The sequence below is a fragment of the Methylobacterium sp. E-065 genome (assembly GCF_022829605.1).
GTDB lineage: Bacteria > Pseudomonadota > Alphaproteobacteria > Rhizobiales > Beijerinckiaceae > Methylobacterium.
This window is the reverse complement of record NZ_JAKSYD010000253.1, coordinates 37415-51133: the sequence shown is the minus strand read 5'-3', so window position 1 is coordinate 51133 and position 13719 is coordinate 37415. Positions and strand designations below refer to the sequence as shown.

Here is a 13719-nt window from a genome sequence, read left to right as displayed (position 1 = left end):
GCATGACCTCACACTGTTCCGCCGCGATGGTGCAGCGCATGCAAGAGTATCGCCATACGCAAAATCGCGTATAGGCCGCGGCGCAACAGCAGACCTAGCCTGCGCCTGTCGATCCGGGCCGCCTCTGAAGGCCCGGACGCCCACAGGGTCAGGCAGATGGCAGACGACACCGATCACGGCTTGCGCTCCCCGCTGCGGCGCAGGCTGCTCATGGGGCTGGCCGGCGCACCGGCGCTGGCGCTGATGCCGCGCACGGCCTGGGCCGCGGCGCCGACCGCGACGGTCAACACCACCGGTCTCGCCGTGACCGACACCGAGGTGACGGTCGGCATCCTGCACTCGATCACCGGCACGATGGCGATCTCCGAGACGGGTGCGCAGGAAGCGGAGAAACTCGCGATCGCCCAGATCAACGAGGCCGGCGGCGTGCTCGGCCGCAAGATCAAGATCATCCAGGAGGACGGTGCCTCCGACTGGCCGACCTTCGCCGAGAAGGCCAAGAAGCTCCTCGTCAACGACCATTGCGCCGCCGTTATGGGCTGCTGGACCTCGGCCTCGCGCAAGGCGGTGCTGCCGGTCTTCGAGCAATATAACGGCCTACTCTACTACCCGACCTTCTACGAAGGCCTGGAGCAATCCAAGAACGTCTTCTACACCGGCCAGGAGGCGACGCAGCAGATCCTCGCCGGGCTCGACTGGGTGCACAAGGAGAAGGGCGGCGACAGCTTCTACTTCATCGGCTCGGATTACATCTGGCCGCGCACCTCCAACAAGATCGCGCGCAAGCACGTGGAGAACGTGCTGAAGGGCAAAGTGGTCGGCGAGGAATACTTCCCGCTCGGCCACACCCAGTTCAACTCGGTGATCAACAAGATCAAGCTGACCAAGCCGAAGGTGATCTTCGCCGACGTGGTCGGCGGCTCGAACGTGGCGTTCTACAAGCAGCTCAAGGCGGCCGGCATCGACCTGTCGAAGCAGGTGCTGATGACGATCTCGGTCACCGAGGACGAAATCGACGGCATCGGTGGCGAGAACATCGCCGGGGCCTATGCGTGCATGAAGTATTTCCAGTCGATCGAGAACGAGAACAACAAGGCCTTCGTGGCTGCGTTCAAGAAGATGTGGGGCGAGAAGACCGTCATCGGCGACGTGACGCAGGCGGCCTATCTCGGCCCGTTCCTGTGGAAGATGGCCTGCGAGAAGGCCGGCTCGTTCGACGTCGACAAGGTGGTCGCAGCCTCGCCGGGCATCGAGTTCAAGGGCGCGCCGGAAGGCTACGTCCGGATCGACGAGAACCATCACCTCTGGTCGAAGACCCGGGTCGGCAAGGCCAAGCCGGATGGCCAGTTCGAGATCGTCTACACCAGCCTTGAGCTGATCAAGCCGGACCCGTTTCCGAAAGGGTACCAGTAGTCGCGCGCTCGAGATTGGTCCGCTTTGCTTAGCGGATCAGGCGCGGGTCCCCTTTCCCGTACGGGAGGGGGGTCTGTCGCGACCTTCAAAACTAGCACCGAACAATCCGCTCGGAGGACGCTCGCCCTCCGCCCGAACTTTAGCGGAAGACCGAAACAATGCTCGGCGATTATTCCTTCAGCGATCTCGGCGCCATCTTCGCCATGCAGGGCTTCGCCGGCCTGATCCTGTTTTCCGTCTACCTGCTGATGGCGCTCGGACTCGCGATCATCTTCGGCCAGATGGGCGTGATCAACATGGCCCACGGGGAGTTCATGATCCTCGGCGCCTACGTCACCTATCTGTGCTCGGCCTTCTGCCAGACCTACGTGCCGGTGCTGTTCCCGGTCTACTTCTTCGTCGCGATGGGGCTGGCGTTCCTGGCCTCCGGGGCGCTCGGCATGCTGGTGGAGTGGAGCCTGATCCGGTTCCTCTACAAGCGCCCGCTCGACACGCTGCTCGCAACCTGGGGCCTGTCGTTGATCCTCCAGCAGGCCTACCGGTCGATCTTCGGAGCCCGCGAGGTCGGCGTCGAATTGCCGTCCTGGCTGATCGGCTCGGTGCAGGTCACCGACACGATCGAGATCCCGGTCAACGGCCTGTTCGTGATGGCGATCACCATCCTGATCACCGTCAGCGTCGCCCTGTTGATCTACCGCTCGCGCTTCGGCCAGCAGGTCCGGGCCGTGATGGCCAACCGCGCCATGGCAGGGGCGGTCGGCATCGATACCGAGAAGGTCGACCGCTACACCTTCGGCCTCGGCTGCGGCATCGCGGGTATCGCCGGCTCGGCCTTCACGATGATCGGGTCCACGGGGCCGACCTCGGGCCAGCTCTACATCGTCGATACCTTCCTGATCGTCGTGTTCGGCGGCGCCGCCAGTCTGCTTGGTACCATCGCGTCGGCCTTCTCGATCTCCCAGACCCAGTCGACCCTGGAGTTCTTCCTCTCCGGATCGATGGCCAAGGTGATCACCCTGCTCGCGGTGGTCGGCATCCTGATGTTGAGGCCCCAGGGTCTCTTCACCCTCAAGGTCCGACGCTGAGGATCTTTTTCAAGATGACCAACCCCGTCCAGACCCTGACCAAATCTGTCACCGTGAACGACAACCCGTTCATGAAGCCGGTGGAGTGGCTCAGCCTGCTCCTGCTCGCCGGGGTGATCCTGGTTGTCCTGCCGATCGTCCTCGACAGCTTCCGCCTCAACCTCGTCGGCAAGTACCTGACCTACGCGTTCGTAGCCCTCGGGCTGGTGATCTGCTGGGGCTACGCCGGCATCCTGTCGCTCGGCCAGGGCTGCTTCTTCGGGCTCGGCGGCTACTGCATGGCGATGTATCTGAAGCTCGAAGCTTCGAGCGTCGCGAATACGAAGATCCAGTCGACGCCGGGGATCCCCGATTTCATGGACTGGAACCAGATCACCGCGATCCCGTGGTTCTGGCAACCGTTCAAGAGCCTGCCGCTGACTCTGATCTTGGTCGTCGCGATCCCGGTCCTGTTCGCGATGCTGATCTCCTTCGCGATGTTCAAGCGCCGTGTGGGCGGCACGTACTTCGCGATCATCACGCAAGCCATCGCGGCGATCCTGACGATCCTGATCGTCGGCCAGCAGGGCTATACTGGCGGCATAAACGGCATCACCGACCTGCGCACCCTCCACGGCTGGGACATCCGCACCGATAGCGCGAAGACCATCCTGTACTTCGTCAATGGCGGCCTGCTGATCGGCTGCATCCTGGCGGCCCAATACGTGAAGAAGTCCAAGCTGGGCCGCATCCTCGTCGCCATGCGCGACAAGGAGGATCGGGTCCGCTTCTCCGGTTACTCGGTGGCGGGGTTCAAGGTCTTCGCCTTCTGCTTCGCCGCCGGCTTGGCGGCGATCGGCGGAGCGATGTTCACCCTGCAGGTCGGGTTCATGTCGCCCTCCTTCGTGGGCATCGTGCCTTCGATCGAGATGGTGATTTACGCCGCCGTCGGCGGGCGCCTGTCGCTGTTCGGCGCGGTCTGGGGCACGTTGCTGGTCAACTGGGCCAAGACCAGCTTCTCGGAGAGCTTCCCGGATCTCTGGCTGTTCGGCCTCGGCGCCCTGTTCATCGCGGTGGTTCTGGCCTTCCCGAACGGTCTCGCCGGCATCTGGCGCGAGCACATCGAGCCGCGTCTCACCCGCCGGGTGAAGAGCCTGCGCGCGCCGCCGCCCGCCATCGTCCCGCCCCCAAGTGCGCCCGTTGGCGCCCCGGCCGAGTGAGGATCCCATGAACGCCGCGATCCTCTCCTCCCCCGTGGTCGGCGCCGAGGCTGCCCCGCCCGATCACCTCCTCGCCGTCGAGGCGCTGACGGTCTCGTTCGATGGGTTCAAGGCAGTGAACGACGTGTCGTTCTACGTCGAGCCCGACGAGATCCGGGTGATCATCGGCCCGAACGGCGCCGGCAAGACCACGGTCCTGGACCTGATCTGCGGGCGCACCCGGGCCAGCGCCGGCTCGATCAAGTACAAGGGCCAGGAGCTGACCAAGCTCTCCGAGAGCGCAATCGTTCAGGCGGGGGTCGGCCGCAAGTTCCAGACGCCGTCGATCTACGATGACCTGACGGTTTTCGAGAATCTGGAGATCTCGTTCCCTCGCGGGCGCTCGGTCTTCGGCGCCCTGACGTTCAAGCGCGATGCGGAAGTCCGCGACCGCATCCACGCCATCGCCGAGACGATCTTCCTGAAGGATCAGCTCAAGGAACGGGCCGAGTTCCTGAGCCACGGCCAGAAGCAATGGCTGGAGATCGGCATGCTGCTGATCCAAGACCCGGAACTGCTGATGCTCGACGAGCCGGTGGCCGGGATGAGCGTCGGCGAGCGGATCAAGACCGCCGAACTGCTCAACCAGATCATCAAGGGCCGCTCGGTGCTGGTGATCGAGCACGACATGAAGTTCGTCGAGGACATCGCCCACCGGGTGACCGTCCTGCACCAGGGCAAGGTGCTGTCTGAGGGTTCGATGGAGCGGGTCAAGAACGACCCGAAGGTCATCGAAGTGTATTTGGGACATTGACGATGGCGTCGCTTCAGACCGCGCGCGCGCCCGGCATCCAGGCGCCTCCGCTCGCCACGATCCCATCCGCCACGCCGGCGCTCGCCGTCGAAGACCTGCACGCCGCCTACGGCCAGAGCGAAGTGCTCCACGGGCTCACCTTCTCGGTGGCGCCGGGCGAGATCGTCGCCGTGATGGGCCGCAACGGCATGGGCAAGACCACGCTGATGAAGACCCTGATGGGTCTCGTGCCCGTGAAGTCCGGGTCGATCCAGGTGGAGGGCGCGGACGTGGCCGGGCTCAAGAGCCACGTCCGGGTCGTTAAAGGCCTCGCCTACGTCCCGCAGGGCCGGATGATCTTCTCGACCATGACGGTCCAGGAGAACATCGAGACCGGCCTGACGGTCACCGGCGCCCGCAAGGTGCCGCAGGACCTCTACGACATGTTCCCGGTCCTGTGGGAGATGAAGGACCGGCGCGGTGGCAACCTCTCGGGCGGGCAGCAGCAGCAGCTCGCCATCGCCCGGGCGCTCGCGAGCCGCCCGAAGGTGCTGCTGCTGGACGAGCCGACCGAGGGCATCCAGCCCTCGATCATCCGCGAGATGGGCCGGACGCTCAAGAATATCCGCGACGCGCGCGGCCTTTCGATCGTCGTGTCCGAGCAGGTCTTGAGCTTCGCCCTCGACGTCGCCGACCGGGTGATCGTCATGGAGAACGGATCCATCGTCCACGAGGCCCCGCGCGACGGGATCGACGAGGCGGCGGTCGCCCGGTTCCTGTCGGTCTAGGGGCACAGCATGGCCGATTATGAGATCTTCGAACTGGGCGACTTCGTGCTTCAGTGCGGCAAGACGCTGCGCGCGGCCAAGCTCGCCTTCAAGACCATCGGGACACTGAGCCCGGCCAAGGACAACGCCATCGTCTACCCGACGTGGTACTCGGGCCAGCACACCGAGAACGAATGGCTGATCGGCCCCGGCAAGGCGCTCGACCCGGACAAGTATTTCATCATCATCCCGAACATGTTCGGCAACGGGCTTTCGTCCTCACCGAGCAACACGCCGGCTCCGTGGAACGGACCGCGCTTCCCCAATGTCACCGCCTACGACAATGTCCGTGCCCAGCACCGCCTCGTCACCGAGCATTTCGGCATCGAGAAACTGGTCCTCGTCACCGGCTGGTCGATGGGCGCGCTCCAGACCTACCACTGGGCGTCGATGTATCCCGACATGGTGCCGAAGATCCTGCCGTTTCAGGGTTCGGCCAAGTGCTCCCGGCACAACTACGTGTTCCTGGAAGGCGCCAAGGCCGCGCTCCAGGCCGACGCCGCCTGGGCCGAGGGCTGGTACACCAGCCCGCCGACCCGGGGCCTGCGTGCCTTCGGCCGGGTCTACGCGGGCTGGGGCCTGTCGCAGACCTTCTACCGGCTCGAAGCCGACATCACCCACATGGGCTACGCCTCGCTGGAGGATTTCCTGATCGGGTTCTGGGAAGGGCTGTTCTACCAGCGCGACGCCAACAACCTGCTCGCCATGCTGTGGACGTGGCAGCACGGCGACATCAGCGCCAACGACACCTTCAGGGGCGACGTCAAGGCCGCGCTCGGCGCGATCCGCGCCAGGGCGATCCTGATGCCGGCCTCGACCGACCTGTATTTCCCGCCCGAGGACAACGCCATCGAGGCGGCCGCCATGCCGAACGCGGAACTGCGCGTGATCGACACGTGGTGGGGCCACTTCGCGGGCGGGCCCGGCACCAGCCCGGACGACATCAGGGTCCTCGACGACGCGCTGAAAGAGCTGCTCGCGAGCGGGTGAGAGACGCGCATCGGCGCGCGGACGGGGCTTGCCCCGGAGAGTCAGGGAGCTGGAGACACGAGATGCCCGAGACGCTGATCAAGGTCGATCTCACGCAATCGGCCTACGACAACGACAAAGTGCACAACCGCTGGCACCCCGACATCCCGATGGTGGCGTATGTGAAGCCGGGCGCGGACTTCATCGTCGAGACCTACGACTGGACCGGCGGCTTCATCAAGAACAACGATTCCGCCGACGACGTGCGCGACATCGACCTGTCGATCGTCCACTTCCTCTCAGGTCCAATCGGCGTCGAGGGTGCCGAGCCCGGCGATCTGCTGGTGGTCGATCTGCTCGACATCGGCGCCAAGCCCGAGAGCCAGTGGGGCTTCAACGGCTTCTTCTCGAAGAAGAACGGCGGCGGCTTCCTCGACGAGCACTTCCCGCAGGCCCAGAAGTCGATCTGGGACTTCGAGGGCATGTTCACCAAGTCCCGCCACATCCCGGGCGTGCGCTTCCCGGGCCTGATCCATCCCGGCCTGATCGGCTGCCTGCCCGATCCGAAGATGCTGGAGACCTGGAACACCCGCGAGAAGGCGCTCTACGACACGAACCCGGAGCGCGTGCCTGCGCTGGCCACCCTCCCGTTCGGCCCAACCGCCCATATGGGCCGGCTCAAGGGCGAGGCTAAGGACGCAGCCGCAGCAACCGGCGCCCGCACGGTCCCGCCCCGCGAGCACGGCGGCAATTGCGACATCAAGGATCTATCGCGCGGCTCAAAAATCTACTTCCCGGTCTACGTGCCCGGCGCCGGACTCTCGATGGGCGACCTGCATTTCAGCCAGGGCGACGGCGAGATCACCTTCTGCGGCGCCATCGAGATGGCCGGCTGGGTCCATCTCAAGGTCGAGCTGATCAAGGACGGCATGGCGAAGTACGGGATCAAGAACCCGATCTTCAAGCCGTCGCCGATCACACCGAAATTCGACGACCACCTGATCTTCGAGGGGATCTCGGTCGACGAGCACGGCGGCCAGCATTACTTGGACGTGCACATCGCCTACCGGCAGGCCTGCCTCAACGCGATCGAATACCTGAAGAAGTTCGGCTATTCGGGCGCCCAGGCCTACTCGATCCTCGGTACGGCACCGGTGCAGGGCCACATCTCGGGTGTCGTCGACATCCCGAACGCCTGCGCCACGCTCTGGATCCCGACCAAGATTTTCGAGTTCGACATCAATCCCGGCGCCGACGGACCGACGAAGTTCCTCGACGGCTCGATCCAGATGCCGCTCTCGCCGGATCTGTGACTTGCTCCCTCTCCCGTGCGGGTGAGGGTTGGGGTGAGGGACGAGAACGCGCCGGAGACGTCACACCCCTCACCCTGTCCCTCTCCCTCCAGGAGAGGGGACTTGAGGCTCCTGAAAACCCGCGCGCAATTCCGTCACCGGAGGCTCCGATGCCTGTCTACGACTACGCCTGCGAGGCCTGCGGCCCCTTCACGGTAATGCGGCCGATGGCGGAGTTCCGCGATCCGCATGCCTGCCCGGATTGCGGGGGCGCGAGCCAGCGGGCCTTCCTGACCGCGCCGCGCATCGCCGGCATGGACGCGGGGCTGCGGGCCGCCCACGCCACCAACGAGCGCAGCCGCCACGCGCCGAAGCGCTCGGGCAGCCACGGGGCCGGCTGCGGCTGTTGCTCGCCGAAGAAGGCAGCCGCTGCGCCCGCGGCTGCGAAGAGCTTTCCGAGCGCGCGGCCCTGGATGATCAGCCATTGAGCCGCGCTCGACCAGGGGACGATCAAGGTCAGAAGGACCCAACGCCATGATGCACGGAGACATCTCGTCCAGCCAGGACAGCGTCGGCGTCGCCGTCGTGAACTACAAGATGCCGCGCCTGCACACCCGCGCGGAGGTGCTGGAGAACGCCAAGGCGATCGGTAAGATGATCATCGGGATGAACACCGGCCTGCCCGGCCTCGACCTCGTGATCTTCCCCGAATACTCGACCCACGGCATCATGTACGACGCCGCCGAGATGTACGAGACCGCCTCGACGGTCCCGGGCGCGGAGACCGAGGTGTTCGCCGCCGCCTGCCGGGAGGCCAAGGTCTGGGGCGTGTTCTCGCTGACCGGTGAGCGCCACGAGGAGCACCCCAACAAGGCGCCCTACAACACCCTGATCCTGATGAACGATCAGGGCGAGATCGTCCAGAAGTACCGCAAGATCATGCCCTGGACCCCGATCGAGGGCTGGTATCCGGGCGACCGCACCTACGTGTCGGACGGGCCGAAGGGGCTGAAGATCAGCCTGATCATCTGCGACGACGGCAATTACCCCGAGATCTGGCGCGACTGCGCCATGCGGGGCGCCGAGCTGATCATCCGCTGCCAGGGCTACATGTACCCGGCCAAGGAACAGCAGATCGTCATCTCGAAGGCGATGGCGTTTGCCAACAACGTCTACGTGGCGGTCTCGAATGCTGCCGGCTTCGACGGCGTCTACACGTATTTCGGCCACTCGGCGATCATCGGCTTCGACGGCCGCACGCTCGGCGAATGCGGCGAGGAGGAGATGGGCATCCAGTACGCCGCCCTATCGAAATTCCTGATCCGGGATTTCCGCGCCCACGGCCAGTCGGAGAACCACCTCTTCAAGCTCCTGCACCGCGGCTACACCGGCATGATCAACTCGAAGGAGAACCGGCATGGGATGTCGGAATGCCCCTACGAATTTTACCGGCGCTGGATCGAGGATCCCGACGGAACCCGCGACGCCGTAAGGGCCATTACTCGTCAGAGCGTCGGCACCGAGGAATGCCCGATCGAGGGTATCCCGTTCGTCGGCAAGGGTGAAGGTGCGCCCGATCCAGTGCGCTGAAGCTGCCTCCAGCTCCACTGGCGCGCGCAGGCCGTTCGACCAGGAGAACCATGGACACGACTCCCCTCGACCCCACTGCCTTCCGCGCCCCCGCGGTGCTGCTTTCGGGCGCGGTCGATTACGACATGTACAAGGACTTCCGCCGCCAGCTCGGCGCGGCGGGGGACCGCGAGATCGTCGTCATCGAATTGACGACGCTTGGTGGCGATCCGGAGGTCGCCCGGATGATGGGCGAGGACATCCGCTTCAACAGCGCCATGGACCCGAACCGGCGGTTCGTGTTCCTCGGCAAGGCGGCGATCTATTCGGCCGGCACCACGTTCATGAGCTTCTTCGCCCGGCCGAACCGCTACCTGACCTGCGGCACGCGGCTGATGATCCATGAGCGCAAGATGGACAAGCAGCTCCACGTCCAGGGGCCGCTCACGACCTGCATCGCCTCCGTGAAGGCGACGCTCAACGAGATCCTGTGCTCGATCGAGATCCAGAACGAGGGGTTTTCGAACCTTATCCAGGGCTCGGATGTGACCCTGGAGGAGGTGCTCGAGAAGGCGCCGTCGAACTGGTACTTGGAGGCCGAGGAGGCCAAACGGCGAGGCTTGATCGAGGGCGTGATCTAAGCCCCGTTATCGCTGCGCGGTGACGTGAGGGCCGCGGAGAGCGGAACTCACGCCACCGGGTAATCGGCGCCGAGGCTCGTCTCCCGCCACGCCTCGATCTCGGCGAGACGCTGCTTCAGCCGGGTCGTCACCGCGTCGTACCCCCAGGCACCGAGCACGAGGTGGCGTGGCGGATCCTCCATCTCGGTCACCTGGATCATCGCCTCGCCGGCGCGCACCGGGTCGCCGGCCTGGGTGCCGCTCTTCTCCGCCGTGGCCGTGAGGCGGGCACCGGCCGTCGTGGCGTAGTCGGGAATCGCATTCGGCGTCTGGATCAGCGAGCGTCCGGCCCAATCCGTGCGGAACGGCCCCGGCTCGATGCAGGTTACGCGGATCCCGAGCGGCCCGGCCTCGGCCGCCAGGGAATCCGAGAACCCTTCGACGGCGTGCTTGCTGGCGGCGTAGTAGCCAGAGGCGGGGAAACCCACGAAGCCCGCCACCGACGTGATGTTGAGGATATGGCCGGATGCCTGCCCCCGCATCACCGGCAGCACCGCCCGGGTCAGCGCAAACAGGCCGAACACGTTGGCGTCGAACTGGGCGCGGATCTTGTCGTCCTCACCCTCCTCGATCGAAGATTGATAGCCGTAGCCCGCATTGTTCACGAGCACGTCGATCCGCCCGAACCTGTCTTGCGCGGCGCGCACGGACTTGGCGATCTGGTCCGCCCCGGTCACGTCGAGCGACAGGGGCAGGACGCGATCCTCGGCCCCCTGGGCGAGATCGGCGACCTTGGCGCGGTCGCGCGCCGTGACCACCGCGCGCCAGCCCCGAGCGATGACCAATTTGGCGAGCTCTCGGCCGAAGCCGGTCGAGCAACCGGTGATGAACCAGACCGGATCGGTGTTGTGCGTCATGGCGTATCCCGTCAGGGCGTTGCGGCCGGCTCCGTCAGGCGATCGACCGAGAGCAGGTAGGCGATCAACGCCGTCTGCTCATCGGGCGAGACACCCGCGCCGGCATCCGCCCAGAAGGCGTGCCCCTTTCCGGTAACCCGGGCAATGCGTGCCGTATCCGAGGCCGCGTTCGCGGCCACGACCTTGGCGCGGAGATCCCGGTCGACGAGCGCCCGCAGGCTGTTGGCGGGATCCGGCGCCACGCCCTTGTAGAGTGTGCCCGGGACGCCGAGCTGGCGCTCCGTGTCGGTCCCGACCGCGACACCGGAATCGTGCAGGTACGGCGCCGTCCAGGCGAGGCCGACGAGGTTCGGGACCTTGTAGCCACCCTCCGTTCCGCCCTGCCCCCAAGCGAGTTGAACCTGCGCCATGGCATCGCCCGCGAGCGGCACCGGCACGATCGCCGGCGTATCGGTCAGCGGGAACGGCGTGCCGACGGCGAACATCGTCGGCGGCGACAGGCGCGCCTCCATCTTCGCGCCGGCGCGGGCCCGGGTCGGTTCCGTGCCGATCTCGGCCTCCGGGATGACCCGGTGGTTGGTCAGCGCCGGGCCGGAATGGCAGGCGCCGCAGCCCGCCTTCTCGAACACGGCCCGGCCGGCCCGGACCTTGTCGGCATCCTGACCGCCGGCCGGCGGATGCAGCAGGTTCTGAAAGGCCGACATCGCGTTGTTGGCGTGGTTCACCGGCTCACCGGCCACCGAGGTGAACAGGCCGTTGTCGGTGACGTAGTTGGTCGCCGGATAGGTCGGCAGCACCGCGTAGCTGTTCAGGCCCGGCGAGGCCGGCGTCGGGTCGACGTTCTGCAGCACCGCGGACGGGCTCCGACTGCCGTCCGGCTTGTAGCGGAACGCCTCGGTGGCCGACCCGCGCAGAACGATGCCGAGATAGGTCTCGGGATCCATACCGAACAGCCAGGGCGCGGCCGCCGCGAGTTGGGTCGTGTCGGAATTGGCCGCATGCACGTTGTTGTTGAGCGACGATAGGCCCGAGAAGGGGCCGATCGCCTCGCGCCCGCTCCAGCTGTAGGGCTCGCCGTAGGCCGAAAAGCTCGACGGGATCGAGGTCGGGTTGGTGACCCGATCCGCCGACGAGTCGAAGCTGCCGGGCGGCCAACTCGCGACCTGCACCTTGGTCGCCGCCTCCACGGCCGCCGCGTCCGGCAGCGCCGGACCTGTCGTGGTCGAGCCCGTGTGCTGCGGGTCGGCCGTCGGCCGGGCATCGGCCTCCGGCACGCTGGCGTGCATGAAGTAGGCTGACGAGTTCTTGGCCAGTGCCATCAGCAGCCCGGCGTTAAGATCGATGTTCGGGGCGCCCTCCACCACCTTGCCGGTCCCGGGATCGACCGCGGCGTGGCAGAGCGCGCAGGTGATGCCCATGCGCAGGTGGCCGCGATCGTAGAACGTCTTGATCCCGATGATGAAAGCGCCGCCCTTCGGCACGTCGAGCCCGGTCGGGACCAGTTCGCCCGCCTTATAGACGCGGTCGCCGACGCGCATGTCACTGGCCATGGCGACCTGGAGATTGGTGGTGCCCTGCCCGCCAAGCTTTGCCACAGCGAGGGCGACCTGCGTCGGCGTCAGACCGCCGTCCAGCATGCCCATGACGTCGGTCAGGAAGACCTCGTTCCCGAACGTCTCCTGATAGAAGGCCTGCCGCCCGCGCTCGACCATGGCGGGATCGATCGCAACCGCAGTCCCACCCCGCGCCAATTCCGTACGGCCACTCGCCGTGGCGTTGAGGCGATCCGCCTCCGCCCGCGAAACCCGGCGTCCGAGGATGTCGAAGGCGGTCTGGATCGGGTAGCGGTCGGCGTTGAGCAGGTCCGCCCGGTCTGGCAGCGGCGCGTAGCTGAATCGCCCGAGGCTCGCGGTGGCGCCGACCGCAACGGCCACGACGCCGGTACCGATCAGAAAGCGGCGTGGCCAACCCATGATGTGTCAGAATCCTTCCGGATCCGCCGGCGCAAGCGCGGCGGTCGGGCATAAACACGCCGATACGGCCAGGGTTCACGGCCGCCGGCAGGACCGGGTGTCGCGTCAGTAGCCCCGGCTCTTATCGATGCCCTGCGGCGGCTGCCCGGTCCGCCGGAAATCGCGCAGGTTCGCCGCCACCGTCGCCCCCGCGGAGGGCAGATCGGTCGGGCCGGAGACATGTGGCAGCACGGTCACGCCTGGATGGGACCAGAGGGTGTCTTCGGCGGGCAAGGGTTCGGTTTCGAAGACGTCGAGCACCGCGTGCGCGAGGTGGCCGCTGTCCAGCGCAGCGATCAGGTCTGCCGTCACGACGATCGGGCCGCGGGCGAAGTTGATCAGTGCCGCGCCGGGCTTCAGCGCCGCCAGACGCTCGGCGTTGACGAGGCCGCGCGTCTCCGTCGTCAGCGGCACGAGGCAGACGAGGATGTCGCATCGGGCCAGCATCGCCGGGAGCGCCTCAAGCCCGTGCTCCGCCTCGAGGCCGGGGACGGATTTCGGGCTGCGGCTCCATCCGACCACGCGAAAGCCTGCGCCGAGGAGCCTGTCCGCGGCCGCGACCCCGAGAGCGCCGAGTCCCAGCACGCCGACCGTCGTGTCGGCGGGTTTCCGATAGGGGTGGGGCCGCCAGATACCCGCACGCTGCTGGCGTGCGTAGATGGGCATGTCCCTCTGAAGGTAGTAGGTCCAGGCCAGCACTGCCTCCGCCATGGTGCGGGCCATCTCGCGATCGACCAGCCGCACGATCGGCAACGGCCGGTCGAAGGCCCCGACCAGCCGCTCGACGCCGGCCCAGAGGCTTTGCACCCAGACGAGGTTCGGCAGCGCCGCGACCTCCGCGGGATCGGGATTGGCCACGATGGCGACCTGGGCTGCCGCGCGCTCCGCATCGTCCATCAGGCGGAACGGGACGATCCGCTCCTCGGGCATCGCGGTCGAAAGCACCGCGAGATGATCCGCCTCCTGCGTCCGGCCCTTGCACCCGATGAGGGCGATCGCCTCTGCCATTCCCGACTCCGCTCGAATCCAGCCGCAAGGGCTGCG

The 13719-nt window shown here is 66.4% G+C and carries 13 protein-coding genes; 10 read left to right on the top strand and 3 right to left on the bottom strand.

Features of this window, described 5'->3' with window-relative positions; all coding sequences use genetic code 11:
* The first annotated feature begins 156 nt into the window (after positions 1-156).
* The 10 genes from urtA to MKK84_RS28820 all read left to right on the top strand — a co-directional run bounded on the left by urtA (position 157) and on the right by MKK84_RS28820 (position 9767).
* Positions 157-1413 (top strand): urea ABC transporter substrate-binding protein, encoded by a 1257-nt coding sequence (urtA, locus tag MKK84_RS28865; RefSeq protein ID WP_243925550.1) that lies wholly within the window; start codon positions 157-159, stop codon positions 1411-1413.
* 158 nt (positions 1414-1571) lie between these two features.
* Entirely contained in the window at positions 1572-2498 is a 927-nt protein-coding gene (gene urtB, locus MKK84_RS28860) for an urea ABC transporter permease subunit UrtB (protein ID WP_243925548.1), read from the top strand.
* Between the two features lie 14 nt (positions 2499-2512).
* Positions 2513-3697, top strand: coding sequence for an urea ABC transporter permease subunit UrtC (gene urtC, locus MKK84_RS28855; RefSeq protein WP_243925546.1), 1185 nt, complete (start codon positions 2513-2515; stop codon positions 3695-3697).
* 7 nt (positions 3698-3704) lie between these two features.
* Positions 3705-4490 carry an urea ABC transporter ATP-binding protein UrtD gene (gene urtD / locus MKK84_RS28850; RefSeq protein WP_091712405.1) on the top strand — a complete coding sequence of 262 codons (786 nt, stop codon included), beginning with the start codon at positions 3705-3707 and terminating at the stop codon, positions 4488-4490.
* 2 nt (positions 4491-4492) lie between these two features.
* A complete protein-coding gene (gene urtE, locus MKK84_RS28845; RefSeq protein WP_243925544.1) occupies positions 4493-5257 on the top strand; it encodes an urea ABC transporter ATP-binding subunit UrtE in 765 nt (254 codons plus the stop codon).
* 9 nt (positions 5258-5266) lie between these two features.
* On the top strand, positions 5267-6286 hold the full coding sequence (locus tag MKK84_RS28840; protein WP_243925542.1) for an alpha/beta fold hydrolase: 1020 nt from the start codon (positions 5267-5269) through the stop codon (positions 6284-6286).
* A 62-nt stretch (positions 6287-6348) separates the two neighbouring features.
* Entirely contained in the window at positions 6349-7578 is a 1230-nt protein-coding gene (gene fmdA / locus MKK84_RS28835) for a formamidase (RefSeq protein ID WP_243925540.1), read from the top strand.
* Positions 7579-7727: 149 nt separating this feature from the next.
* Positions 7728-8045, top strand: coding sequence for an FmdB family zinc ribbon protein (locus MKK84_RS28830; protein WP_243925538.1), 318 nt, complete (start codon positions 7728-7730; stop codon positions 8043-8045).
* Between the two features lie 46 nt (positions 8046-8091).
* On the top strand, positions 8092-9147 hold the full coding sequence (locus MKK84_RS28825) for an aliphatic amidase (protein WP_243925536.1): 1056 nt from the start codon (positions 8092-8094) through the stop codon (positions 9145-9147).
* Positions 9148-9197: 50 nt separating this feature from the next.
* Positions 9198-9767, top strand: coding sequence for a ClpP family protease (locus MKK84_RS28820; RefSeq protein ID WP_243925534.1), 570 nt, complete (start codon positions 9198-9200; stop codon positions 9765-9767).
* A 47-nt stretch (positions 9768-9814) separates the two neighbouring features.
* On the opposite strand, the gene MKK84_RS28815 is transcribed toward MKK84_RS28820, so the two are convergent.
* From MKK84_RS28815 to MKK84_RS28805, 3 genes are all read right to left on the bottom strand, one after another.
* Complete coding sequence (locus tag MKK84_RS28815) at positions 9815-10663, bottom strand: oxidoreductase (protein ID WP_243925532.1); 849 nt, start codon at positions 10661-10663, stop codon at positions 9815-9817.
* A gap of 11 nt (positions 10664-10674) precedes the next feature.
* Entirely contained in the window at positions 10675-12636 is a 1962-nt protein-coding gene (locus MKK84_RS28810) for a cytochrome C oxidase Cbb3 (RefSeq protein WP_243925530.1), read from the bottom strand.
* Between the two features lie 105 nt (positions 12637-12741).
* On the bottom strand, positions 12742-13683 hold the full coding sequence (locus tag MKK84_RS28805; RefSeq protein WP_243925528.1) for a 2-hydroxyacid dehydrogenase: 942 nt from the start codon (positions 13681-13683) through the stop codon (positions 12742-12744).
* Positions 13684-13719 lie beyond the last annotated feature (36 nt).

What these genes read in the sequence shown, in the direction of transcription:
- urtA (WP_243925550.1), top strand. Translation starts at nt 157, where the DNA reads ATGGCAGACGACACCGATCACGGCTTGCGCTCCCCGCTGCGGCGCAGG.
- MKK84_RS28840 (WP_243925542.1), top strand. Translation starts at nt 5,267, where the DNA reads ATGGCCGATTATGAGATCTTCGAACTGGGCGACTTCGTGCTTCAGTGC.
- urtD (WP_091712405.1), top strand. Translation starts at nt 3,705, where the DNA reads ATGAACGCCGCGATCCTCTCCTCCCCCGTGGTCGGCGCCGAGGCTGCC.
- MKK84_RS28815 (WP_243925532.1), bottom strand. Translation starts at nt 10,663, where the DNA reads ATGACGCACAACACCGATCCGGTCTGGTTCATCACCGGTTGCTCGACC.
- fmdA (WP_243925540.1), top strand. Translation starts at nt 6,349, where the DNA reads ATGCCCGAGACGCTGATCAAGGTCGATCTCACGCAATCGGCCTACGAC.
- urtB (WP_243925548.1), top strand. Translation starts at nt 1,572, where the DNA reads ATGCTCGGCGATTATTCCTTCAGCGATCTCGGCGCCATCTTCGCCATG.
- urtE (WP_243925544.1), top strand. Translation starts at nt 4,493, where the DNA reads ATGGCGTCGCTTCAGACCGCGCGCGCGCCCGGCATCCAGGCGCCTCCG.
- MKK84_RS28820 (WP_243925534.1), top strand. Translation starts at nt 9,198, where the DNA reads ATGGACACGACTCCCCTCGACCCCACTGCCTTCCGCGCCCCCGCGGTG.
- urtC (WP_243925546.1), top strand. Translation starts at nt 2,513, where the DNA reads ATGACCAACCCCGTCCAGACCCTGACCAAATCTGTCACCGTGAACGAC.
- MKK84_RS28830 (WP_243925538.1), top strand. Translation starts at nt 7,728, where the DNA reads ATGCCTGTCTACGACTACGCCTGCGAGGCCTGCGGCCCCTTCACGGTA.
- MKK84_RS28825 (WP_243925536.1), top strand. Translation starts at nt 8,092, where the DNA reads ATGATGCACGGAGACATCTCGTCCAGCCAGGACAGCGTCGGCGTCGCC.
- MKK84_RS28810 (WP_243925530.1), bottom strand. Translation starts at nt 12,636, where the DNA reads ATGGGTTGGCCACGCCGCTTTCTGATCGGTACCGGCGTCGTGGCCGTT.
- MKK84_RS28805 (WP_243925528.1), bottom strand. Translation starts at nt 13,683, where the DNA reads ATGGCAGAGGCGATCGCCCTCATCGGGTGCAAGGGCCGGACGCAGGAG.